Raw genomic sequence first — 22,204 nt, forward strand, 5'->3', positions numbered from 1 at the left:
TCCCGTGAGGGCGGCTGGGTGGGAGAATCGGAGCCTCCACTTGTGGGCCGGGCACATAAGTGTCCGGCCGGTCGAAGTACATACTACCACCCGCGTTGCAAGCCCGCCGCACGGCATATCGTGTGGCACATGACTGACGCGACGCCCTCCGGTTCCACTCCTGACTCCGCCCCCGACTACGACGACCTGACCCGCGACATCGCGGACGTGCCGGCCGTCGAGGTCATCACCACGGTGGCCGTCCACCTGCTCAGCGCGGCGGCGGTCAACCTGGGCCTGGACAAGCCGGACTCCGAGTACAAGGACCTCGACGAGGCCCGCAAGCTGATCACCGCCCTGGCGGGCCTGGTCACCGCGAGCGCCACCGAGATCAGCTCCTTCCACGCCGCCCCGCTGCGCGACGGCCTGAAGTCCCTCCAGCTGGCCTTCCGCGAGGCCTCGCTGGTGCAGGACGAGCCGGGGCAGGGCCCGGGCGAGAAGTTCACGGGTCCCGTGTACGCGTAACCGCCCAACGCGTCACCGCGGAAGCGCGACGCCGAAGGACCACACCGCGACGTCACGGTGTGGTCCTTCGGCGTTCCGGGTCGTTCAGCGCGTGAAGAGCGGCTCGCCCGGCGGGACCGGGGCCCCCTCGGGGAGCAGCGCCAGGTCCAGGCCGCCTACGAGGCGTGCGCGCAGGGTCTCGTCGGCCGCCAGGGCCTCGGCCACCCGGCGGGCCGCCGCCGCGGCCTGCGGACCGGCCGCCAGCACGATCGCCAGGGTTCCGTCGGCGTCCGCGCCGCCCGGGCCGAGGTGGGCGCCGAGTACGGCCGGCTCGGCGCTCACGACGGCCCGTACCGCCTCGCGCACGGCGGGGTCGGCGAGCGGGCCGGCGTCCGTGCGGCCCTCGGCGAGGGCGAGCAGCGCGGAGCCCGCCAGCTGGTACGGGACCGGCCCGGACAGGTCGAGGACGATGGTGTCGGCCTTCTCGTGCGCGGCGGCGGCCAGCGCCTGGTGCAGCGGCACCGCCACCGGGCGGGCGGCCGGGTCCCACAGGGCCAGCGAGGCGATGGAGGTGAAGGCGGGCAGCGCCCGCCGGTCCCCCGCCCGCAGGGTGGGGACGGCCATGTCGCTGGTCTTCTCGCGCTTGAGCCCCGTCTCGGGGTCGGTCTCGACCTCGCCGAGGACCGCGACGACGGGAACCAGCAGGCGGGCGTCCTTGAGGGCCGCCAGTACCTCCGGCTCCTTGGCTCTGTCCTCGGCCCAGGCGGCCAGGGCCGCGCCCAGCCGGGGGTCGGCGGAGCCGTCGTCGTCGGAGAAACCGGGGTCGGGGATGTTCTTGTTCAGCACGGCCTTGTCCAACTCAGCTTCGTTCAGCACAGTTCCCCGAGCCTATCCCGCGTCGGGATCCTGCCGTCCGGCCCGGGGCCGCCGGACCAGTACGCCGGCCGCCGCGAGCAGGGCAAGCCCCGCCGCGACGCCCGCCGGGGCCCCGAGACGGGCCCAGAGGCCGGCGTCGCGCACCGGGTCGGGACCGGGGCCGAAGTAGGGGCTCCCGGCCGCGACGGGTGCGGGCAGCACCGGCTCGGGGGGCACCTCGTCGGCGGCCTGGAGGGCGGCGACCGGGTCCACCAGGCCGAAGCCGCGGGAGTCGTCGCGGCCGCCGGGCGGGGAACTGGAGGCCGTGTCTTCCAGCAGGTTCTTGATCTGCGCCGGGGACAGGTCCGGGTGGGCCGCCTTGACCAGGGCGACGGCGCCGGAGACGAAGGCGGAGGCGGCGCTGGTGCCCCAGCCCTCGTAGTAGGAGCGGTCGGGGTCGGCGATGACCACGCCGACGCCCGGGGCGCTGACGGTCGCGTACCAGCTGCGGGTGGAGAAGGACGCCTTCCGGTTCTTCTTGTCGACGGCCGTGACGGCGATGACCCCGGGATAGGCGGCCGGGTAGGAGATGCGGTCCCCCTCCTTGCCGCCGTTGCCGGCGGAGGCGACGACGACCACGCCCTTGGCCAGGGCGTACTGGACGGCCTCGTCCTCGGCGGCCTCGTGGTGGGCGGAGCTGCTGTCGTCGCCGAGCGAGAGGTTGATCACGTCCGCGCCGTGGTCGGCGGCCCAGCGGATGCCCTCGGCGAGGGCGCCGCCCTTGCTGTCGCGGGCCTTGTCCCGGCCGGGGTCGCGCTCCTCCAGGATCACCCGGACCGGGAGGATCTTCGCCCCGGGGGCGATGCCCAGGATGCCCTTCCCGCTCTCGAAGCCGTGGCCGTGCCCGGCGATGATCCCGGCCATGGCGGTGCCGTGACGGGCCCAGGCACGGTCGCCCCGTACGGCGCCCATCCCGACGAGGTCGGCGCCCTCCAGGACCTGGCCGGCCAGGTCGGGGTGGGTCGGGTCGACCCCGGTGTCCAGGACGGCCACGGTGACCCCGTCGCCCCGCGTGGTGCCCCAGGCCTCCTCGGCGCGCAGGGCGGTCAGCCCCCACTGGCGGTCGCGGATGGCGTCGGCGGCCGCCGGCGGCGCGGCGGTGACGGTGAACAGGGCTCCGAGCGCGAGGGCCGCCGGGAACAGGGCGCGGCGGGTCACCGGGCGGCCTCCGGGGTCGCCGTCGGGGCCTGTGACGGCTGCGAGGTCTGCGGATCCTGCGAGGTCTGCGGATCCTGCGGGTTCCGCGTCGGCTGCGCGGGCGGCCGGCCCGGCGGGGACGTCGCGAGGCTGCGCAGGGTGCGTTCGACCAGATCGGCGACGGCCTTGGTCTCGTGGCCGAGGCCCGCCTGGGCCACGCGTCCGCGGGCGTCCTCGGCCATCTTGTCCTCTGCGGGGCTGGGGGCGTTCAGGCGGCGGCCGTCGGCGAAGGCGGAGACGGCGTAGACGACGACCGGGGCTTCGGCGAGCACCGAGGCGGTCCAGGCGCCGCGGCGGTTGTCGCGGAACCCATAGCCGGTCGGGGCGGTCAGCCGGCCGCGCAGCGAGTCCATGACGGCGGCCTCGGCGGGGGTGAAGACCATGCCGACGGTGACCAGGGAACTGCGGGTGGCGTCGGTGTAGGTGGCGCGGAGCACGCGGGTGCACCCGGTCGTGGCGAACAGGGCCCGCCAGTCGGCCCCGAGCGCCTCGGAGCAGCCGGCGTCGGCGGCGGGGGTGATCCGGGTCCAGGTGCGGTCGGCGCCGCCCGGCCCGGCGTCCTGGCCGTCGAGGACGAGCGGGAACAGGGTGTCGACGGGGGTGCTGTGCCAGAGGGACGCGGCCTTGCGGTAGGCCTTGGCGGGGTCCACGGGCCGGTGTGCGGCCTGGTGGTCGGAGACGGCCTTGTACCCGGCCGCACCGGTGAGACCGAGGCCGAGGAGGCCGCACAGGGCGGCGGCGAGGACCGTTCCCGGGCGCCGCCGTGGCGGTACCGGGATCTGGTCGGGCGTGGTCAGGACCCCGCCGTGCGGTGTGGACGTACTCATCCGGCGGCTCAGCCCCCCGTTCCCGTCGGCTGCCTGCCCTTACTTTACGCGCCCGTCAGCGCCTGAAACGTCGGCCGGGGAGGAGCGACAGTAAACACATTCGAACTGCCGTCTCAATGACCAAAAGGGGCATCCCGAGGTCGAGACCGAGATGTGACCGGAGCGCCCTCCCGGGCCTCTGACCTGGCAGGGCGTCCGCGGCCCGCGCGAACCCCCTACCCACGGGTAAACCCATCTGGCAGGCTGCCGCCCATGAACTCCCCCGCCGCCGACCGGGCCCGTTACGACCGGGCCACCGCCCATCTCGACGCTCCGCTCGCCCTCGTGGATCTTGACGCGTTCGACGCCAACGCCGACGATCTCGTGCGTCGCGCCGGCGGGAAGCCGGTCCGGGTGGCGAGCAAGTCCGTACGGTGCCGTGCCCTGCTCGAACGGGTCCTGGCGCGGCCCGGGTTCGCCGGGATCATGTCCTACACCCTCGCCGAGTCCATCTGGCTGGCCCGCTCGGGCTTCGAGGACGTGCTGCTCGCCTACCCGTCCGCCGACCGGGCCGGCTTCGCCGAGCTCGCCGCCGATCCGAAGCTGGCCGGCGCGGTCACCGTGATGGTCGACGACCTCGCGCAGCTCGAACTCGTGGACCGGGCCCGCGACGGCGGCACCCAGGAGATCCGGGTCTGCCTGGAACTGGACACCGCCCTGCACCTCTTCGGCGGCAGGGTGCGCGTCGGCGCCCGCCGCTCCCCGCTGCGCGAGCCCGCCCAGCTCGCCGAGCTGGCCCGCGCGGTGAGCGCCCGGCCCGGCTTCCGGGTGGTCGGGCTGATGGGCTACGAGGGCCACGTGGCCGGGGTCGGCGACGCGCTCGCGGGGCGTCCGCTCAGGTCGCGCGCCATCCGGCTGATGCAGGGTGCGGCCCGCAAGGAGCTGGCCGCCCGCCGGGCCGAGGCCGTACGGGCCGTGCGCGCGGTGGTCCCGGACCTGGAGTTCGTCAACGGCGGCGGCACCGGCAGCGTCCAGCAGACCGCCGCCGAGGACGCGGTCACCGAGATCGCCGCCGGGTCGGGGCTGTACGTACCGCGACTGTTCGACAACTACACCTCGTTCAGCGGCCGCCCGGCGGCGCTCTTCGCCCAGCCGGTGGTCCGCCGGCCCGGGGTCGGGGTGGTCACCGTGCTCGGCGGCGGGTACCCGGCCTCCGGGGCGCCCGGCGCGGACCGGCTGCCGGTTCCGTACCTCCCCGAGGGGCTGCGCTACGACCCGCAGGAGGGGGCCGGCGAGGTACAGACCCCGCTGCTCGGCAGTCCGGCCGACGATCTACTGATCGGCGACCGGGTCTGGTTCCGGCACGCGAAGGCCGGTGAACTGTGCGAGCGCTTCGACACGTTGCACCTGGTCCAGGGCGACCGGGTGACGGCCACCGCCCCGACCTACCGGGGCGAGGGCCACACCTTCCTTTAGGTCGTCTCTTTCGGATCTTTCCTGGCCCTGTTAGAAGACGGAGTCCGTCTGGTCCGGGATGATGCCGGCGTCACCCCGGAGCACGGGCCCCGGGGTGCCGTCGCGGCCGGTGAAGCCGGTGGTCGCGCACGGGTACGGCGTGGCCTTCTGCTTCTTGGGCTGGATGAACATCGGATTCACGATCCAATTGCCGTCGCTGTTGTCGTAGGCGCGGCACATCAGCTCGTTCTTGTTGCGGTTGACGACGAGCCGCAGCACGGTCGCGTCCCGCAGGAACGAGATGTCGGTGTCGGAGTCGCCCGCGGCGAACACCTGGCGGCGGGCGGCCGGCTGGACCTTCTCGGCCGCGGCGCCGCGCACCCCGAAGATCTCCTTGTTGATCCAGCAGCGCTTGCCGTCGATGTACGTGATCATCGTGTCGGCGCCGTCCGCGACGGACCCGCAGCCCTGCAGGTGGGAGGTGAACTTCCCGTCGTACGTCGTGGTGTTGCGGATGCCGATCACGTGCCCGGCGTCGATGCCCACGCCCTCGGCCCACACCTCGACGACCGGCTGCGGCGAGGCCGAGCTGATCCAGACGTCGAAGCCGGCCTTCTGCAGCGCGCCGATCAGCTCCTTCTGCTGGTCGTAGTAGCGCACCCAGCCGGTGGCGGTGGTGCTGCCGACCTGCTGCTTGGCGTCGACCGGGGCGGCCAGGTTCTCGGCCCGCGCGGCTGCCGTGAAGCCGCGGATCTCGCGCGCGGTCCAGCCCTGCATGAGCTGCGGCAGCCAGGCGTAGGCGGGCTCGGTCGTACGGCGGTCCCAGCCGGCGAAGGCGGGGGCGGCCGCGCGGGTGGCGGCGGTGCCGTAGACGGCGTTGATCTCGTCGGCGCAGCCGGCGCCCTCGGGGCTTCCGGTGGGCAGCGGCGCGCCGGGCTCCGCGAGGGTGCCGCAGGCCTCGGCCAGGGCCTGGGCGGCGGCCGGGGTCAGGTGGCGGCTGGTGCCGCTCCAGTCGCCCGCCGCGGGCTGGCGGATCTTGCCGTTGCGCAGCAGCCAGAACATCTGCGCGTCGCCCACGTCGTTCTTGACGACGGTGTTGTCCCAGTCGAAGACGGCGACGGGCTTGTTGCGGTTCGGCCGGTACGGGTTGCACGTCCCGTAGTCGTCGATGAGCTGCTGCAGCCGGGCCTGGTTGTCCCCGTACCAGGCTGCCGTGAGCTGGGGGGCGGTGCAGGGGCCGCCGGGGTGGGCCTCGGCGGCGGGCGCGGCGGCCACGAGGGTGCCGGCGGCTATCGCGACGGCGGCGCCGACGGCCTGGAGCCGCCGCATCGAGCTGGGTCGGGTCACTGAGGTGGGTTCTCCTGGTTCTCAGAAGGATCATCACGGTCAACAGCGTCGCGGACGGAGGAGCACGACAGCCGGGCGTCGTGCGACGCCCGGCTGCCGGGTGGGTAGTGGTGGGGGGTGAGCGTTTAGAGAGGGGTGACGTACGCGCCGGAGATCCCGCCGTCGACCAGGAAGTCGGTGGCGTTGATGAAGGAGGAGTCGTCGCTCGCGAGGAAGGCGACGGCGGCGGCGATCTCGGTGGGTTCGGCGAACCGGCCCAGCGGGATGTGCACGATCCGGCGGGCTGCCCGCTCCGGGTCCTTGGCGAACAGCTCCTGCAGGAGCGGGGTGTTGACGGGCCCCGGGCAGAGCGCGTTGACGCGGATGCCCTCGCGGGCGAACTGCACGCCGAGCTCGCGGGACATGGCGAGCACGCCGCCCTTGGAGGCGGTGTAGGAGATCTGCGAGGTGGCGGCGCCCATCCGGGCCACGAAGGAGGCGGTGTTGATGATGGAGCCCCGGCCCTGGCGCTGCATGTAGGGCAGGGCGGCCTTGCAGCACAGGTAGACGGAGGTGAGGTTGACGTCCTGGACCCGCTTCCAGGCCTCCAGGCCCGTGGTGAGGATCGAGTCGTCGTCCGGGGGCGAGATGCCGGCGTTGTTGAAGGCGATGTCCACGGAGCCGTAGGTGTCGAAGGCGGTCTTGAACAGGGCCTCGACCTCCTCCGGGCTGGTGACGTCGACCTTCACGAAGGTGCCGCCGACCTCCTCGGCCGCGGCCTTGCCTGCGGTCTCGTCGATGTCGCCGCAGACGACGTTGGCGCCTTCGGAGGCCAGCCGGCGGGCGGTGGCGAGGCCGATGCCGCTGCCGGCTCCGGTGATGACGGCGGTACGGCCGACCAGGCGGCGGCAGACGATCTCTTCGGTGGGCTCGATGCTCATGTTCTTCAGGCCTCCGTGCTGATGAAGACGTTCTTGGTCTCGGTGAAAGCGGTGAGGGAGTCGGGTCCGAGCTCGCGCCCGAGTCCGGACTGCTTGTAGCCGCCGAAGGGGGTCCAGTAGCGGACGCTGCTGTGCGAGTTGACCGACAGGTTGCCGGCGGCGACGGCGCGCGAGACGCGCAGCGCGCGGCCCACGTCGCGGGTCCACAGGGAGCCCGCGAGGCCGTAGTCGGTGGCGTTGGCCAGGCGTACGGCGTCCTCCTCGTCCTCGAAGGGCAGGACGACGGCGACCGGTCCGAAGACCTCCTCGGTGGCCACGGCGGCGGTGGGGTCGACGCCGGTGACGAGGGTCGGGGGGTACCAGAAGCCGGGGCCCTCGGGCGCGGTGCCCCGGACGACGTCGAGGTCATCGGTGACGTAGGACCGTACGCGGTCCAGCTGCGCCCGCGAGATCAGCGGCCCCAGCTGCGTGTTCTCGTCGTACGGGTCTCCGACGACCACCTTCTCGACGGCGGGGACGAGCAGTTCCATGAACCGGTCGTACGCGGAGCGCTGTACGAGGATCCGCGTGCGGGCGCAGCAGTCCTGCCCGGTGTTGTCCAGGAAGGACATCGGGGCCGAGGCCGCCGCCGCCTCCAGGTCCGCGTCGGCGAAGACGATGTTGGGGTTCTTGCCGCCGAGTTCGAGGGTGAGGCGCTTCACCCGGTCGGCGCACTTGGCCATGATCCGCTTGCCGATCCGGGTGGAGCCGGTGAACACGATCTTGGCCACCCCCGGGTGCTCGACGAGGGCGTCGCCCGCCACCTCGCCCCGGCCGGGCAGCACCTGGAAGAGGTGCTCGGGGAGTCCGGCCTCCAGGGCGAGCTCGGCGAGGCGCAGCGCGGTGAGCGGGGTGGTCTCGGCGGGCTTGAGGATGACCGCGTTGCCGGCGGCCAGTGCCGGGGCGAGGCCCCAGGCGGCGATCGGCATGGGGAAGTTCCACGGCGCGATCACGCCGATGACGCCGAGGGGTTCGAGGAAGGTGACGTCGATGCCGCCGGCGACGGGGATCTGGCGGCCGGAGAGCCGTTCCACTCCCCCGGCGGCGAAGTCGAGCACGTCACGGACGTTGCCGGCTTCCCAGCGGGCGTTGCCGATGGTGTGGCCCGCTTCCCGGACCTCCAGCTGTGCCAGTTCCTCGATGTGCCCGTCGACGACCGCGGCGAAGCGGCGCAGCAGCCTGGCCCGGTCTGCGGGCGCGGCGGCCGCCCAGGCCCGCTGGGCCGCGGTGGCCCGTACGACGGCGGCGTCGACGTCGTCCCGTGTGGCGGCCGGGACGACGGCGACGAGTTCCTCGGTGGCCGGATTCAAGACTTCCAGCGCATCGGACACGTGGTGGCCTTTCAGACGTTCGGGTGCGGTGGGTGCGGTGGGTCCGGTAATGCGGTGCGGCGGGGCGGCGGATGCCGGGACGGTTCCGGCCCTACGGGACGGCTCCGGCCCTAGAGGCGTTCGAAGGAGCGGCGCAGCTCCCAGTCGGTCACGGCGGAGTCGTACGCGTCCAGTTCGACGCGGGCCATGTTCCGGTAGTGGGCGACGACCTCGGGGCCGAAGGCGGCCTTGGCGATCTCGCTGTTCTCCCAGAGCTCGGCGGCCTCGCGCAAGGTGGTGGGAACGTGCGCGAAGTCGGCGGTGTAGGCGTTGCCGGCGCAGGCCTCGGGCAGCTCCAGGCGGTTCTCGATGCCGTAGATCCCGGCCGCGACCAGGCCGGCGACGGCGAGGTACGGATTGACGTCGCCGCCGGGCAGGCGGTTCTCGAAGCGCATGGAGCGGCCGTGGCCGACCACGCGCAGTGCGCAGGTCCGGTTGTCCACGCCCCAGGCGACGGCGGTCGGCGCGAAGGATCCCGGCCGGAAACGCTTGTAGGAGTTGATGTTGGGGGCGTAGAGAAGGGAGAAGTCGCGCAGGGCGGCGAGCTGGCCGGCCAGGAAGTGGCGCATCACGGGTGACATACCGCTGTGGTCGTCCGCGTCCGGGCCCTCACCGGCCATCGCGCTGCGCCCGTCGGCATCGTTGAGCGAGAGGTGGATGTGACAGGAGTTGCCCTCGCGCTCGTCGAACTTGGCCATGAAGGTGAGCGAGACACCCTCCTGGGCCGCGATCTCCTTGGCCCCCGTCTTGTAGACGGAGTGCTGGTCACAGGTGGTCAGCGCCTCGTCGTAGCGGAAGACGATCTCGTGCTGGCCGAGGTTGCACTCGCCCTTGGCCGACTCGACGACCAGGCCGGCGGCCTGCATCTCGTTGCGGATGCGGCGCAGCAGGGGTTCGACGCGGCCGGTCCCGAGGATGGAGTAGTCGGTGTTGTACTGGTTGGCGGGGGTCAGGCCGCGGTAGTCGGAGTTCCAGGCCTGCTCGTAGGTGTCCAGGAAGACCATGAACTCCAGCTCGGTGCCCACCATCGCGGTGTAGCCGTGTTCGCCGAGGCGCTCGAGCTGGCGGCGCAGGATCTGCCGGGGCGCTGCGACCACGGGCGAGCCGTCGTTCCAGGCGAGGTCGGCGAGGACGAAGGCGCTGCCCGGGTTCCAGGGGATCCGGCGCAGGGTGGCGAGGTCGGGGTGCATGGCGAAGTCGCCGTAGCCCCGGTCCCAGGAGGACATCTCGTACCCGTCGACGGTGTTCATGTCCGTGTCGACGGCGAGGAGGTAGTTGCAGCCCTCGGTGCCGTGCGCGAGGACCTCGTCGAGGAAGAACTGTGCGGCGAACCGCTTGCCCTGGAGGCGCCCCTGCATGTCGGGGAAGGCCAGGACCACTGTGTCGATTTCACCGCTGGCCACGAGAGCGCGGAGCTCCTCGGGCGAAAGCGGCGGCTTGCGGTCTACCACGGGATTTTCTCCTTCGGTGAGCCGAGTAGGCCTAAGGTATTGAATAGAACCATTGCTTGGGAAGGGGAGGAGGCGAGATGACCAATACGGCGAGCGAGGACGAGGCCGCCCGGCGGCTCAATCCCGTACTGCGGCAGGTGCGGGCGGGCAACGGTTTCGAGGAGGCGCTGGAGCAGATCCTCCAGGTGGTCCGGCTCGGACTGGTACCGGGCGGGGAACGGCTGCCGCCGGAGCGCGAGTTGGCCGAGCGGATGGGGATCAGCCGGGTGACGCTCCGCGAGGTGCTGAAGGTACTCCAGGACCAGGGCCTGGTGGAGGCCCGGCGCGGGCGGTACGGCGGAACGTTTGTGCTGCCCCGCCCCGACACGCCGGCCGGGGGCACCGAGGAGGAGCTGCGGCGCCGGGTCGCGGGCGTGGACATCGAGGACGTCCTGCGCTTCCGCGAGGTCTTGGAGGTGGGAGCGGCGGGCCTGTGCGCCTCCCAGGGACTCTCGGAGCAGGAGACCGACCGGCTGCTCGGGGCGCTGACCGCCACCCACGACGCCCCGCTGCCGGACTACCGCCGCCAGGACACGCTCTTCCACCTCACCCTGTGCGAACTCGCCGGATCCGCCACCCTGACGGCCCAGTACGCGGCCGTCCGGGCCACCGTGAACGACCTGCTGGACTGCATCCCGCTGCTGGTGCGCAATCTGGAGCACTCCCAGCAGCAGCACAGCACGCTCGTGGAGGCGGTGCTGGAGCGGGACCCGGAGGCGGCGCGCGCGGTGATGCGCGAGCACTGCTGCGGCACGGCGGCGCTGCTGCGGGGGTTCCTGACCTGACCCGGACCCGGCCGGAGGTCGGCCGGGGAGTCGACCGGAGACCCGGCCGGAAAGCCGGCCGAAGACCCGGCCGAAGACCCGGCCGGAAAGCCGACCGGAGATCCGGCCGAGAGGCATTCGTAACCCCCGTTTAACGCAGGGGTCTTGCGCCCGCCACGCCCGAGCAGCAAAGGTACGCCCCACAACCATTGCCCTAGGCAGGAGCGCACATGGCCGACGACACCGGCGCACGGCTGGCAGCCGTGCCCGAACCCACCCCGTCCCCCGAGGCCGCTGTCCCCCAAACCCCCGCCCCCGGGAACGGCACCGACGGCTACCTGGAGCGCCGCACCCTGCGCCGCGGCAGCGCCGGCTGGCTGCTGCTGACCGGTCTGGGCGTCGCGTACGTGGTCTCCGGCGACTTCTCCGGCTGGAACATCGGCCTCGCCCAGGGCGGCTTCGGCGGCCTCGCCATCGCCACCGTCCTGATGGGCGTCATGTACGCCTGCCTGGTCTACTCCCTCGCCGAGCTGTCGGCGATCCTGCCCACCGCCGGCGGCGGTTACGGCTTCGCACGCCGGGCGCTCGGCACCTGGGGCGGCTTCCTCACCGGCACCGCGATCCTCATCGAGTACATCCTCGCCCCGGCCGCCATCGCCATCTTCATCGGCGACTACGTGGAATCCCTGAACCTCTTCGGCCTGACCTCGGGCTGGCCGGTCTACCTCGCCTGCTTCGTCGTCTTCATAGGCATCCACCTGTGGGGCGTGGGCGAGGCCCTGAGCTTCTCGCTCGTCGTCACCGCCATCGCCGTGATCGCGCTGGTCGTCTTCGCCGTCGGCGCCTTCACCCAGTTCGACCCCGGGAACCTCGACGACATCGCCGTCGACACCACCGCCGCCGGCGCGAGCTCCTGGCTGCCGCTGGGCATCCTCGGCATCTGGGCCGCCTTCCCCTTCGGCATGTGGTTCTTCCTCGGCGTCGAGGGCGTGCCGCTGGCCGCCGAGGAGGCCAAGGACCCGGTCCGCTCGGTACCGCGCGCCCTGTCGATCTCCATGGGCATCCTGGTGCTGCTGGCCCTGGTCACCTTCCTCGCCTCCACCGGTGCGCGCGGAGCCGACGCCATCAAGGACGCGGGCAACCCGCTCGTCGTCGCCCTGGAAGGCGACCCCGGCCTGTCCTGGCTGAAGACCTTCGTCAACTACGCGGGCCTGGCCGGGCTGGTGGCCTCCTTCTTCTCCCTCATCTACGCCGGATCCCGCCAGCTCTTCGCCCTGTCCCGGGCGGGCTACCTCCCGCGCTTCCTGTCCCTGACCTCGAAGCGCAAGGCCCCGTACCTGGGCCTGCTCATCCCCGGCGCCATCGGCTTCGCACTGGCCGCCGCCACCGGCAACGGGCCGCGCATGCTGAACATGGCGGTGTTCGGGGCGACCATCTCCTACGCGCTGATGGCCCTCTCCCACATCGTGCTGAGGCGCCGCGAGCCCGGCCTGGAGCGCCCGTACCGCACTCCGGGCGGCATCGCGACCTCCACGGTGGCCTTCGTCCTCGCCCTCTCGGCCCTGGTCGCCACCTTCCTGGTGGACAAGGACGCGGCGTTCATCGCGCTGGCCGTGTACGCCGTCGCCCTCGCCTACTTCGCGTTCTACAGTCGGCACCACCTGGTGGCCTCCGCGCCCGAGGAGGAGTTCGCGGCGCTGGCGGAAGCCGAGGCCGAGCTCTCCCGCGACTGATCCCCACCCGCCGTCCTCCGGAGGTACCCCCCTTGCCCAGGCCGCTCATCGGCATCACCACCTACGTCGAGCAATCCACCCGCTACGGGGTGTGGGACATTCCGACGGCCCTCACCCCCACCGGGTACTACGAGCTCGTCCAGGCCTCGGGCGGCATCGCCGTGCTGCTCCCGCCGGACGAACCGGAGGCGGCGGCGGAGGTGCTCAGCCGGGTGGACGGCCTGGTCGTCGCGGGCGGCCCGGACATGGACCCGGTCCGGTACGGGGCTCCGCGCGATCCCCGTACCGGACCGGCGGCGACCCTGCGCGACTCGTGGGAGCTCGCCCTGACCTCCGCCGCCCTGGCCGCGGGCATGCCCCTGCTCGGCGTCTGCCGTGGCATGCAGGCGCTGAACGTGGCCCTGGGCGGCACCCTGATCCAGCACATCGACGGCCACGTCGCGGGCCCGGGCGTGATGTCCTGGCACCCGGTCCGCCCGGTCCCCGGCACGCGGTACGCGGCGCTGGTCCCGGAGGAGTCGGAGGTCCCGACCTACCACCACCAGGCCGTCGACCGCCTGGGCCGGGGCCTGATGGCCTCCTCCCACGCCACCGACGGCACGGTGGAGTCCATCGAACTCCCCGCACCCTCCCCCTGGACCCTGGGCGTCCAATGGCACCCGGAACAGGACAAGGACACCCGCGTCATGTCAGCCCTGATCACAGCGGCATCCAGCCCAACCCGCCCCTGACCAGGACGGCCGCCCTGGCTCTTCCACGGGCCGGGCCGGGCCGGGCCGGGGGTCAGCGTCGGGTCAGCGAGAGGAGGTCCCGGGCCGGACCGGCCGGGCGGGCTCCCGCGGGCCACACCGCCCGCAGCTCCCGCTCCAGTCCCGCCCCGAGCACCGGCACGCACACCAGCCGCCGCCCCGCCAGCTCGTCCCCGACCGCCAGTTCCGACAGCACGCACGGCCCGGCCCCGCTCACCGCCGCAGCCTTCACCGCGGTGGTGGAGGCCAGTTCCAGCAGCGGCTCCGCCAGCCCCCCGCACCCGGCCAGCGCCGCGTCCAGGACCTGCCGGGTCCCCGACCCCCGCTCCCGCAGGATCAGCGGGGTCGCCGCCAGCTCCGCCGGCTCCACCCCGCGCGTGCGCCGGGCCCAGGGGTGCCCGGGGGCCACCGCCACCACGAGGCGGTCCTGCGCGATGACCACCGAGTCCAGTCCCTCCGGCACCCTCAGCCCCTCCACGAAGCCGAGGTCCGCCTCGTGCGCCAGCACCCGCTCCGCCACCACCGCCGAGTTCCCCGCGTGCAGCGACACCGCCGTGTCGGGCCGCTGCCCGCGCAGCGCGATCAGCCAGCCGGGCAGCAGGTACTCCGCGATGGTCATGCTGGCCGCGACCCGCAGCCGGGAGTCGCGGCGGCCCCGTAGCGCCTGCGCGCCCGCGTCGAAGGCCTCGGCCGCCTCCACCACCCGCCGGGCCCAGTCCGTGACCAGCGCACCCTCCGCCGTCAGCGTCGATCCGCGCGGGGAGCGGTCCACGAGCGCGACCCCGAGCCGGGTCTCCATCGCCCGGATCCGGCTGCTGGCGGCGGGCTGGGTGATCCCGAGCCGCCGCGCGGCGGCGCTCAGACTGCCCACGCGTGCCACGGCGAGCAGCAGTTCCATGGCCCCCAGGTCCGGGACCCGGTGGGCCAGCGGAAGCTGCCCCTCGACCCACTCCTCGTTACCGCGCCCATTACCCATAACTTCAGTTTATGCCCTCATAGGAAGAGACCCTCTGCCGTCCGGCCCCGCCCGGCGGGACGCTGGACCCATGGCCACCACCCTCGTACGCCCCGGTCCCACCACCCCCGGGACCCCCGCCGCCCCCGGGGCCCCCGCAAGCCTCGGCGCCGCAGCCCACAAGGCCCCCTTCCTGCGGCACCTCGGCCCCAACTGGTACGCCTCCGTCATGGGCACGGCGATCATCGCCAATGCCGGCGCGACCCTCCCGTACCAGCTCCCCGGCCAGCGCGTGGTCTGCCAGATCTTCTGGGTGCTGGCCGCCACCGCCCTCGCGGCCTTGCTGACCGCCCGGTCCGGCCACTGGCTCCACCACCGCGACCAGGCCCGCGCCCACCTCCTGGACCCCGCCGTGGCCCCCTTCTACGGCTGCCTCTCGATGGCCCTGCTGGCCGTCGGCGGCGGCGCGCTCATCGTCGGCAAGGACATCATCGGCGTCCCCGCCGCCGTGGCCGTGGACACGGTCCTGTTCACCGCCGGCACCGCGATAGGCCTCCTCGCGGCCGTCGCCGTCCCCTACCTGATGGTGGTCCGCCACAAGGTGGAGGCCCACCAGGCCACCCCCGTCTGGCTGCTCCCCGTGGTCGCCCCCATGGTCTCCGCCGCGCTGGGCCCCCTGCTCATCCCCCACCTCCCCGCCGGCCAGGCCCGCGAGGCCATGCTGCTCGGCTGCTACGCGATGTTCGGCCTGAGCCTGCTCGCCACCCTGCTGCTGCTCCCCCTGATCTTCGGCCGGCTGATCGTCAGCGGCCCCCTCCCCCTGGCCCTGACCCCCACCCTGTTCCTGGTCCTGGGCCCCCTCGGCCAGTCCACCACCGCGGTGAACTCCCTCGCCGACATGGCTCCCCAGTCGATGCCCGGCCCCTACTCCGGCGCCTTCTCCGCCTTCGCGGTCGTCTACGGGGTCCCCGTGATGGGATTCGCCCTGCTGTGGCTGGCGCTGGCCGCGGCGATGCTGCTGCGGGCCGCCCGCAACGGCATGGGGTTCGCCATGACCTGGTGGGCGCTGACCTTCCCCGTCGGCACCTGCGTCACCGGCGCCGCCGGACTGGCCCGCCACACCGGCCTCACCGCCTTCTCCTGGCTGGCCGCGGCCCTCTTCCTCGCCCTGCTGACCGCCTGGCTCCTGGCCGCCGCGAACACCCTGCGCGGCCTCGCCACCGGCCGCCTGCTCGCCGCGCCCCGCTAGAGCTGGAGGAAGGCCCGCTAGAGCGCAGCCCGCAGGGCCGCCCCCAGCACCGCCGGGGCCTCGGCCAGCGAGGGCCCGTACCAGGTCAGGTGGCGGCCGTCGACGAACGCCGCCGGGATACCGGGGAAGGCCTCGGGCCCGTCCCCGGCGGTGAAGCGGTACGGCTCGTCGGGGAACACCACGAGCTCGCAGCCGGCGGCGGCCAGCTCGGCCGCCGGGATCCTCGGGTACCGCTCCGCGTGCCCGGCGTAGGCGTTGCGCACGCCGAGGCGGGCCAGCAGGTCCCCCGCGAAGGTGTCGCGGCCCAGCACCATCCAGGGGCGGCGCCAGATGGGCACGAAGGCCGTCCTCGGCTCTCCGGCGGGCTCCACGCGGGCCCACGCGGCCTCCGCTTCCGCCAGCCACCGGGGCCGCTCCAGCCCCATGGCCCCCACCAGCACCCGGTCCAGTTCGGTGAACGCCTGCGGCAGGTCCCGTACCTCGGTGACCAGGACCTCCAGCCCGGCCGCCCGCAGCGCCGCCAGGTCCGGCGCCCGGTTCTCCTCCTCGTTGGCGAGGACCAGATCCGGGCGCAGCTCTACGATCGCCCGCACGTCGGGGTTCTTCGTCCCCCCGATGCGCGCCACGTCCCCCAGCGCGGCCGGGTGCGTGCACCAGTCGGTCACCCCGGCCAGCGCCCCGGGCGCGCTCACGGCCACCGCCTCGGTCAGGGACGGCACCAGCGAGACGACCCGCATCCGGTCAGCGCCCCGGCGAGGGCGGCTCGGAGGTCGCGTGGATGTGTTCGCCGACCGCGACGATCAGGATCCGGGTGTCCTCGGTGACGGCCCGCCAGCGGTGGCGCACCCCGCCGGACAGGAACAGCGCGTCGCCGTTCTCCAGCCGGTACGCCCGCCCCTCGGCCTCCACCTGGCAGGCGCCCGAGACCACGTACATCAGCTCGTCGTTGCGGTGCTGGTACTCGCGGCCCGCGTCCTGGTCCCCGGTGAACTCCAGCGCGTGCAACTGGTGGTGCCCGCGCACGAGGGGCCGTACGCCGGGAACGGGGGTCAGCGCCGAGTCGTCGCCGGCCCGTACGAGGTCCACGGTGCGCGCGGTGTCGGATGCGGCCAGCAGGTCGACGGCCGTGGTCTCCAGCGCGTCGGCGACCCGCTCCAGGGACCGCATGCTGGGCCGGGCCCGCTCGTTCTCTATCTGACTCAGGAAGGGAACCGACAGTCCGCTGCGCGCGGACACGGCGGCCAGGGTCAGGTGCAGGGCCCGGCGCCTCTTGCGCACCGCCACGCCCACCCGGAGCGGTTCCCTGGAGTCCTTGTCCCGGTCCCGCTCCTTGTCGTCCGCGCCGGTGGTCGCTCCGCGTCCGTTCTTGCCGTCGGTGCCGTCCCTGTCGTCCATGGCGGGGCTGCCCTCCCCTTGTTTCCGGTGTTCCGTTCCGTCGCACCACGCACATCGGTGTGCTGTAAGCACCTTACGCAGCAACCGGCTCCGGTTTCGCGCTCAAGGGCAGAGGAGGTCGTACCCGCGCCACTTTCCGTTTCCCCCCGGTGCATCATCGTGATCGTGACGACGACACGACGCCTGATGCTCCTGGACACCGCTTCCCTCTACTACCGCGCGTACTTCGGCGTGCCGGATTCCGTGAAGGCCCCCGACGGAACCCCGGTCAACGCCGTGCGCGGCCTGCTCGACTTCATCGGCCGCCTCGTGCAGGACCACCGGCCCGACGACCTGGTCGCCTGCATGGACGCCGACTGGCGGCCCCACTGGCGGGTGGAGCTGATCCCGTCCTACAAGGCCCACCGGGTCGCGCAGGAGACCGCGGTCGGCCCGGACGTCGAGGAGACCCCGGACACCCTGGCCCCGCAGGTCCCGATCATCGAGGCGGCCCTGGACGCCTTCGGCATCGCCCGTGTGGGGGTCGCCGGATACGAGGCCGACGACGTGATCGGCACCCTGACCGGCCGCGCCACCGGCCCGGTGGACATCGTCACGGGCGACCGGGACCTGTACCAGCTGGTCGACGACGCGAAGCAGCGCCGGGTGCTCTACCCGCTGAAGGGCGTGGGCACGCTCCAGGTGACCGACGAGGCGTGGCTCCGCGAGAAGTACGGGGTGGACGGCCCCGGCTACGCCGACCTGGCGCTCCTGCGCGGGGACCCGAGCGACGGTCTGCCGGGCGTCCCCGGCATCGGCGAGAAGACGGCGGCGAAGCTGCTGGACGCCTACGGAGACCTGGCCGGGATCATCGCCGCGATCGAGGACCCCACGTCGAAGCTGACCCCCACCCAGCGCAAGCGGCTGGACGAATCCAGGCCATATCTGGCGGTCGCCCCGAAGGTGGTCCAGGTCGCCTCGGACGTTCCTCTTCCGCCGTTCGACCCGGCGCTCCCGGCCGCCCCGGCCCAGCCGGATCTGGTCGCGGCCCTGGCCCACCGATGGGGCCTCAGTGGAGCAGTTGAACGTCTGAGCAGCGCACTGCGCCCCTGAGGTGCTAACTTAGGTAATCCTAAGCTTCACGGAGTCAGGGTCGGAAAGTCAGGGAGACGTCGTGGCAGAAGGACGCGCCCGCAAGGTCGGCACCGCAGTGGTCGTGCGGACCGAGCGGCTGAGTCCGCACATGGTGCGGATCGTGCTGGGCGGTGCGGGACTGGCCGGATTCGGTGCGGGCAGTTACACCGACCACTACGTGAAACTGCTCTTCGCACCGACGGGCGTCACCTACACCACCCCCTGGGACCTGGACCGGATCCGCGCGGCCCACCCCCGCGAGGAATGGCCGCGCCAGCGCGCGTACACGGTGCGCGCCTGGGACCCGGCCCGCCTGGAGCTGACCCTCGACTTCGTGGTCCACGGCGACGAGGGGCTGGCCGGCCCCTGGGCGGCCCGCGTCCAGCCGGGTGAACTCGTACGCTTCCTCGGCCCGGGCGGGGCCTACGCCCCGGACCCGGCCGCCGGCTGGCACCTGCTGGTCGGCGACGAGAGCGCCCTGCCGGCGATCGGCGCGGCGATGGAGCGGATGCCGGTCGGGGCGCGGGTCCACGCGCTCGTGGAGGTCCAGGGCCCGGACGACGAACTGAAGATCACCACCCCCGACGGCATCGTCCCGGTCTGGATCCACCGCGGCTCCCGCCCGGTCGGGGAGGCGCTGAACGAGGCCGTCCATGCCCTGCACTTCCCCTCCACCGACGTACACGCCTTCGTGCACGGCGAAGCCGGCTTCGTCAGATCCCTGCGCCGCCACCTGCGCATCGACCGGGGCATCCCGAGCGAGCGCCTGTCCATCTCCGGCTACTGGCGCCTGGGCCAGACGGACGAGGGCTGGCGCGCGATCAAGCGGGACTGGAACGCGGAAGTCGAAGCCGAGCAGGAACGGACCCTGGCCGGCGCCGCGTCCTGACGCGGAATCCCGCGGCGAGCGGCCCCGCGAGGCGGCATCACCCGTTCGGCGGCACAATGGGTCGCATGCGTACGCTCCGCGCATTCACGGCAGCCGGAGCAGCCGCCCTCCTGGCCACGGCCGGGACCGCGACCGCCGCTCCGAGCCCGCCGCCCGCGCCCACCGCCCAGCTCACCGACGCCCAAGTCGCCACGGCGGTGGCGCGCCTCGATGCGACGGTCGCCGAGATGATGCGCCGCACCGGGGTCCCGGGCGTCTCCGTCGCCGTCGTCCACGACGACAAGGTGGTCTACCTCAAGGGCTTCGGCCTGCGCCGCGTCGGCGACCCGGCCACGGTGGGCCCCGACACCGTCTTCCAGGTCGCCTCGCTCTCGAAGCCGATCTCCTCGACCGTCGTGGCCGGGGTCCTCAAGGCCCCCGCCGACTTCGACCGGCACACGGAGCTGCCCGGCTTCGCCCTCAAGGACCCGTGGGTGACCTCCCACGTCACCGCCGCCGACCTGCTCTCCCACCGCAGCGGCCTGCCCGATCACGCCGGCGACCTCCTCGAAGACCTCGGCTACGACCAGGCGTACATCCTCGACCACCTGCGCCTGGCGCCCCTGACCCCCTTCCGCGCGAGCTACGCCTACACCAACTACGGGTTCACGGCCGCCGCCGAGGCGATCGCCCGCGCCCAGGGCGCCACCTGGCAGAAACTCAGCGCCGACACCCTCTTCAAGCCCGCCGGGATGACGCACACCAGCACCGAGTTCCAGGCCTTCGTCGACGCCCCCGACCACGCCGCCACCCACGTGAAGAACCCTGACGGCGGCACCTGGAGCCCCCGCTACGTCCGCGATCCCGACGCCCAGGCCCCGGCCGGCGGGGTGAGCAGCACGGCCCGCGACATGTCCCGCTGGCTGCGGCTCCAGCTCTCCGGCGGCACCCTCGACGGCAAGCGGATCATCCCCGCCGACACCCTGGCCCGCACCCACCTCCCCGAGATCGTGTCGCAGCCGCCCGCCTCCCCCACCGGCCGCACCGGCTTCTACGGGCTGGGCTGGAACGTCAACTACGACGACGCCGGCCGGCTGCGCCTGAGCCACTCCGGCGCCTTCGAGCTCGGCGCCAACACCAGCGTCGGCATGCTCCCGCTGGAGAAGCTCGGCATCGTCGTCCTCACCAACGGTGCCCCCGTCGGCCTCCCCGACGCCGTCGCGGCCGACTTCTTCGACACCGCCGAACACGGGAAGGCCACCACCGACTGGCTGGCCCTGACGGGCGCCCTCTACGCCCAGCTCAACGCCGAGGGCCGCTCGCCCACCGACTACGCCCACCCGCCCACCGGGGCGAAGCCGGCCGCGGAGGACTCCGCGTACACCGGTACCTACGAGAACCCCTACTACGGCAAGGCCACCGTGGCCGCCACGAGCGAGGGCAAGCTGACCCTGTCCCTCGGCCCGGAGCCGATGGTCTTCCCGCTCACCCACTACGACGGGAACACCTTCAGCTACGAGACCGCCGGGGAGAACGCGGTCGGCCGCACCGGGGTGTTCTTCTCCCCCGCCGACCGCACGGTCCGCATCGAGTACCTGGACGCCGACCACCTGGGAACCTTCACCGGCCGGTAGGCCGTCGCGGGCCGCATAGCCTGTACCCGGTGAAGCGCAGATCCCACATCCCCGACGCGCCCCTGCCCCAGGTCTCCGGCATCGACCCGGTCCGCATGCGGCTGCCCCCCGACCCGGACGGGACCTGGCCGGACCTCGGCTCCTACCTCACGGCACGCTACGAGGGCACGCGCGGCGCCGAGTCCATGGCCCGCCTGCTGCGGGACGGCCGGGTGCTGGGCCCCGGCGGCCGGGTGCTGCGGCCGCAGGACCCGTACGAGCCCGGCGGCTTCCTGTGGTTCCACCGGGACATGCCGCCCGAGCCCGTGGTGCCCTTCCCCATCGGGGTCGTGTACCGCGACGAGCACCTGCTGGTGGCCGACAAACCGCACTTCCTGGCCACCACCCCGCGCGGCAGCCACGTCTTCCAGACGGCCCTGGCCCGGCTCCGGGTGGAGCTCGGCCTGCCCGCGCTGAGCCCCGCGCACCGGCTGGACCGGATGACCGCCGGGCTGGTGCTGTTCAGCATCCACCCCGAGGACCGGGGCGCCTACCAGCTGATGTTCCAGGAGCGGCGGATCAGCAAGGAGTACGAGGCGCTCGCGCCCCACGACCCGGCGGTGGAGTTCCCCCTGACCCTGCGCAGCCACATCGAGAAGGTGCGCGGGGTGATGGCGGCGACGGAGGTCGCGGGCGCCGAGCCCAACGCCGAGACCCGGGCCGAACTCCTCGCGGTCAAGGGGGACACCGGGCGCTACCGGCTGACCCCGCACACCGGGCGCACCCACCAGCTGCGCGTGCACATGAACAGCCTGGGCCTGCCGATCCTGGGCGACCCGGTCTATCCGGTGGTCCGCGACCCGGCGCCCGACGACTACCGGCGTCCGCTCCAGCTCCTGGCCCGCACCCTGGAGTTCACCGACCCGGTCACCGGGATCGCGCACCGGATCGAGAGCCGCCGCACCCTGCGGGCCTGGGAGGACCGGCCCGGCTGGGAAGCGGGATCCGAAGACCGGGCCTGAAGGCCTGCGGGCCTGAGTCCCTAGCGGCCGACGTCCGCGATCCGCAGCGCCGCGTCGGCGGTGGCCTCCGCGAAGGCGGCCACCGGGCGCGCCGGATCGGAGCGGTGGATCAGCATCACGCCTTCGATGAGACCGAAGACGAGATCGTTGCGGAGCATCAACCCAGCCCGGTCACCGGCGAGTTCGACTCCGACACAGGTTCCGTCGAGCAACTCCCGGTAGATGTCCTTGAGTTCCTGACGCATCCGGCGGAAGCGGGCGAAGCGCGCACCGGAGACCTCGGGCAACAGGTAGAGCGCGCCCAGGTTGTACGGCCCCCCGCACAGCAGCATCACGTCCGAGCGGCACAGCTCCCAGAGCCGGCGGGCGGCGGGCCGGTCCGCTTCCCGGACCAGGCGGCCGGCCAGCTCCAGGGAGGGCGCGACCGTGGACTCCAGGAGTTCGGCGAGGAGTTCCTCCTTGCCGCCGAAGTAGTGGTACATCGTGGCCTGGCGCATTCCGGCCCGTTCGGCGACCGACCGCGTGGTGGTGGCCGCATACCCCTTCACCGTGAACAATTCGGCCGCCGCGTAGAGAAGTTCCTCGCGCGGCGGCCGCCCGCTCGCCGGTCTCAGCTGATCGGCGCGTGGCCGACCGACCCGTCTCGGCCCGTCATCCGTTCCACCAGTCATGGCCTGATTTTCCCACAGGACACACCGAAGTGATCATGGCAAGAGATGAG

21 protein-coding genes are annotated in these 22,204 nt (G+C 73.0%); 10 read left to right on the top strand and 11 right to left on the bottom strand.

What is annotated here, in order from left to right; all coding sequences use genetic code 11:
- Positions 1 to 129 precede the first annotated feature (129 nt).
- Entirely contained in the window at positions 130 to 504 is a 375-nt protein-coding gene (locus AC3IYI_RS07630) for a DUF1844 domain-containing protein (protein ID WP_243334084.1), read from the top strand.
- A gap of 84 nt (positions 505 to 588) precedes the next feature.
- On the opposite strand, the gene AC3IYI_RS07635 is transcribed toward AC3IYI_RS07630, so the two are convergent.
- The 3 genes from AC3IYI_RS07635 to AC3IYI_RS07645 are packed head-to-tail and all read right to left on the bottom strand — an operon-like array spanning position 589 to position 3,422.
- The gene (locus tag AC3IYI_RS07635) at positions 589 to 1,329 is read right to left on the bottom strand and encodes an SseB family protein (protein ID WP_489411461.1); all 741 of its coding nucleotides are present in this window, start codon (positions 1,327 to 1,329) and stop codon (positions 589 to 591) included.
- A 42-nt stretch (positions 1,330 to 1,371) separates the two neighbouring features.
- On the bottom strand, positions 1,372 to 2,556 hold the full coding sequence (mycP, locus tag AC3IYI_RS07640) for a type VII secretion-associated serine protease mycosin (RefSeq protein WP_489409464.1): 1,185 nt from the start codon (positions 2,554 to 2,556) through the stop codon (positions 1,372 to 1,374).
- Positions 2,553 to 3,422 (bottom strand): hypothetical protein, encoded by an 870-nt coding sequence (locus AC3IYI_RS07645; RefSeq protein ID WP_489409465.1) that lies wholly within the window; start codon positions 3,420 to 3,422, stop codon positions 2,553 to 2,555. The genes mycP and AC3IYI_RS07645 overlap by 4 nt, the downstream gene beginning before the upstream one ends.
- 252 nt (positions 3,423 to 3,674) lie before the next feature.
- Between AC3IYI_RS07645 and AC3IYI_RS07650 the strand changes: the two genes are divergently transcribed.
- Positions 3,675 to 4,877 (top strand): amino acid deaminase/aldolase, encoded by a 1,203-nt coding sequence (locus AC3IYI_RS07650; RefSeq protein ID WP_489409466.1) that lies wholly within the window; start codon positions 3,675 to 3,677, stop codon positions 4,875 to 4,877.
- Positions 4,878 to 4,907: 30 nt separating this feature from the next.
- Here the strand turns inward: AC3IYI_RS07650 and AC3IYI_RS07655 are convergent, their stop codons facing one another.
- The 4 genes from AC3IYI_RS07655 to AC3IYI_RS07670 form a co-directional block, all read right to left on the bottom strand.
- Entirely contained in the window at positions 4,908 to 6,185 is a 1,278-nt protein-coding gene (locus AC3IYI_RS07655; protein ID WP_489411462.1) for a haloacid dehalogenase-like hydrolase, read from the bottom strand.
- A gap of 143 nt (positions 6,186 to 6,328) precedes the next feature.
- The gene (locus AC3IYI_RS07660) at positions 6,329 to 7,123 is read right to left on the bottom strand and encodes a 3-oxoacyl-ACP reductase (protein ID WP_243334068.1); all 795 of its coding nucleotides are present in this window, start codon (positions 7,121 to 7,123) and stop codon (positions 6,329 to 6,331) included.
- 5 nt (positions 7,124 to 7,128) lie between these two features.
- Positions 7,129 to 8,493, bottom strand: coding sequence for an aldehyde dehydrogenase family protein (locus AC3IYI_RS07665; RefSeq protein WP_489409467.1), 1,365 nt, complete (start codon positions 8,491 to 8,493; stop codon positions 7,129 to 7,131).
- Between the two features lie 110 nt (positions 8,494 to 8,603).
- Positions 8,604 to 9,983: a glutamine synthetase family protein gene (locus tag AC3IYI_RS07670; RefSeq protein WP_489409468.1), complete on the bottom strand. Its 1,380-nt coding sequence runs from the start codon at positions 9,981 to 9,983 to the stop codon at positions 8,604 to 8,606.
- A 77-nt stretch (positions 9,984 to 10,060) separates the two neighbouring features.
- Here AC3IYI_RS07670 and AC3IYI_RS07675 point away from each other — a divergent pair, with 77 nt between their 5' ends.
- The 3 genes from AC3IYI_RS07675 to AC3IYI_RS07685 all read left to right on the top strand — a co-directional run bounded on the left by AC3IYI_RS07675 (position 10,061) and on the right by AC3IYI_RS07685 (position 13,250).
- On the top strand, positions 10,061 to 10,807 hold the full coding sequence (locus AC3IYI_RS07675) for a FadR/GntR family transcriptional regulator (protein ID WP_489409469.1): 747 nt from the start codon (positions 10,061 to 10,063) through the stop codon (positions 10,805 to 10,807).
- Positions 10,808 to 11,016: 209 nt separating this feature from the next.
- Positions 11,017 to 12,519, top strand: a complete 1,503-nt coding sequence (gene eat, locus AC3IYI_RS07680; RefSeq protein ID WP_489409470.1) for an ethanolamine permease — start codon at positions 11,017 to 11,019, stop codon at positions 12,517 to 12,519.
- Positions 12,520 to 12,551: 32 nt separating this feature from the next.
- Positions 12,552 to 13,250 carry a gamma-glutamyl-gamma-aminobutyrate hydrolase family protein gene (locus AC3IYI_RS07685; RefSeq protein WP_489409471.1) on the top strand — a complete coding sequence of 233 codons (699 nt, stop codon included), beginning with the start codon at positions 12,552 to 12,554 and terminating at the stop codon, positions 13,248 to 13,250.
- Between the two features lie 52 nt (positions 13,251 to 13,302).
- On the opposite strand, the gene AC3IYI_RS07690 is transcribed toward AC3IYI_RS07685, so the two are convergent.
- A complete protein-coding gene (locus AC3IYI_RS07690; protein ID WP_489409472.1) occupies positions 13,303 to 14,244 on the bottom strand; it encodes a LysR family transcriptional regulator in 942 nt (313 codons plus the stop codon).
- Between the two features lie 70 nt (positions 14,245 to 14,314).
- Between AC3IYI_RS07690 and AC3IYI_RS07695 the strand changes: the two genes are divergently transcribed.
- Positions 14,315 to 15,472 (top strand): TDT family transporter, encoded by a 1,158-nt coding sequence (locus tag AC3IYI_RS07695; protein WP_489409473.1) that lies wholly within the window; start codon positions 14,315 to 14,317, stop codon positions 15,470 to 15,472.
- A gap of 17 nt (positions 15,473 to 15,489) precedes the next feature.
- On the opposite strand, the gene AC3IYI_RS07700 is transcribed toward AC3IYI_RS07695, so the two are convergent.
- On the bottom strand, positions 15,490 to 16,209 hold the full coding sequence (locus AC3IYI_RS07700) for a helical backbone metal receptor (protein ID WP_489409474.1): 720 nt from the start codon (positions 16,207 to 16,209) through the stop codon (positions 15,490 to 15,492).
- 4 nt (positions 16,210 to 16,213) lie between these two features.
- Positions 16,214 to 16,867, bottom strand: coding sequence for a helix-turn-helix domain-containing protein (locus AC3IYI_RS07705; protein ID WP_279345743.1), 654 nt, complete (start codon positions 16,865 to 16,867; stop codon positions 16,214 to 16,216).
- A 186-nt stretch (positions 16,868 to 17,053) separates the two neighbouring features.
- On the opposite strand from AC3IYI_RS07705, the gene AC3IYI_RS07710 reads away from it, so the two are divergent.
- The 4 genes from AC3IYI_RS07710 (at position 17,054) to AC3IYI_RS07725 (ending at position 21,483) form a co-directional block, all read left to right on the top strand.
- Complete coding sequence (locus AC3IYI_RS07710; protein ID WP_489411463.1) at positions 17,054 to 17,959, top strand: 5'-3' exonuclease; 906 nt, start codon at positions 17,054 to 17,056, stop codon at positions 17,957 to 17,959.
- 61 nt (positions 17,960 to 18,020) lie between these two features.
- Positions 18,021 to 18,869, top strand: a complete 849-nt coding sequence (locus AC3IYI_RS07715) for a siderophore-interacting protein (protein WP_489409475.1) — start codon at positions 18,021 to 18,023, stop codon at positions 18,867 to 18,869.
- 65 nt (positions 18,870 to 18,934) lie between these two features.
- Positions 18,935 to 20,482 (top strand): serine hydrolase, encoded by a 1,548-nt coding sequence (locus AC3IYI_RS07720; RefSeq protein ID WP_489409476.1) that lies wholly within the window; start codon positions 18,935 to 18,937, stop codon positions 20,480 to 20,482.
- A gap of 29 nt (positions 20,483 to 20,511) precedes the next feature.
- The gene (locus tag AC3IYI_RS07725; RefSeq protein WP_489409477.1) at positions 20,512 to 21,483 is read left to right on the top strand and encodes an RluA family pseudouridine synthase; all 972 of its coding nucleotides are present in this window, start codon (positions 20,512 to 20,514) and stop codon (positions 21,481 to 21,483) included.
- 20 nt (positions 21,484 to 21,503) lie between these two features.
- On the opposite strand, the gene AC3IYI_RS07730 is transcribed toward AC3IYI_RS07725, so the two are convergent.
- Entirely contained in the window at positions 21,504 to 22,154 is a 651-nt protein-coding gene (locus AC3IYI_RS07730) for a TetR/AcrR family transcriptional regulator (protein WP_489409478.1), read from the bottom strand.
- Positions 22,155 to 22,204: the final 50 nt, after the last annotated feature.

It is taken from the genome of Streptomyces sp. GL_148, assembly GCF_057834205.1.

Excerpts from the sequence above, each read along its gene's own strand:
- AC3IYI_RS07705 (WP_279345743.1), bottom strand. The coding sequence starts at position 16,867 with ATGGACGACAGGGACGGCACCGACGGCAAGAACGGACGCGGAGCGACC.
- eat (WP_489409470.1), top strand. The coding sequence starts at position 11,017 with ATGGCCGACGACACCGGCGCACGGCTGGCAGCCGTGCCCGAACCCACC.
- AC3IYI_RS07660 (WP_243334068.1), bottom strand. The coding sequence starts at position 7,123 with ATGAGCATCGAGCCCACCGAAGAGATCGTCTGCCGCCGCCTGGTCGGC.
- AC3IYI_RS07720 (WP_489409476.1), top strand. The coding sequence starts at position 18,935 with ATGCGTACGCTCCGCGCATTCACGGCAGCCGGAGCAGCCGCCCTCCTG.
- AC3IYI_RS07645 (WP_489409465.1), bottom strand. The coding sequence starts at position 3,422 with ATGAGTACGTCCACACCGCACGGCGGGGTCCTGACCACGCCCGACCAG.
- AC3IYI_RS07695 (WP_489409473.1), top strand. The coding sequence starts at position 14,315 with ATGGCCACCACCCTCGTACGCCCCGGTCCCACCACCCCCGGGACCCCC.
- AC3IYI_RS07650 (WP_489409466.1), top strand. The coding sequence starts at position 3,675 with ATGAACTCCCCCGCCGCCGACCGGGCCCGTTACGACCGGGCCACCGCC.
- AC3IYI_RS07655 (WP_489411462.1), bottom strand. The coding sequence starts at position 6,185 with ATGCGGCGGCTCCAGGCCGTCGGCGCCGCCGTCGCGATAGCCGCCGGC.
- AC3IYI_RS07690 (WP_489409472.1), bottom strand. The coding sequence starts at position 14,244 with ATGGGTAATGGGCGCGGTAACGAGGAGTGGGTCGAGGGGCAGCTTCCG.
- AC3IYI_RS07630 (WP_243334084.1), top strand. The coding sequence starts at position 130 with ATGACTGACGCGACGCCCTCCGGTTCCACTCCTGACTCCGCCCCCGAC.
- AC3IYI_RS07710 (WP_489411463.1), top strand. The coding sequence starts at position 17,054 with ATGCTCCTGGACACCGCTTCCCTCTACTACCGCGCGTACTTCGGCGTG.
- AC3IYI_RS07730 (WP_489409478.1), bottom strand. The coding sequence starts at position 22,154 with ATGACTGGTGGAACGGATGACGGGCCGAGACGGGTCGGTCGGCCACGC.
- AC3IYI_RS07700 (WP_489409474.1), bottom strand. The coding sequence starts at position 16,209 with ATGCGGGTCGTCTCGCTGGTGCCGTCCCTGACCGAGGCGGTGGCCGTG.
- AC3IYI_RS07675 (WP_489409469.1), top strand. The coding sequence starts at position 10,061 with ATGACCAATACGGCGAGCGAGGACGAGGCCGCCCGGCGGCTCAATCCC.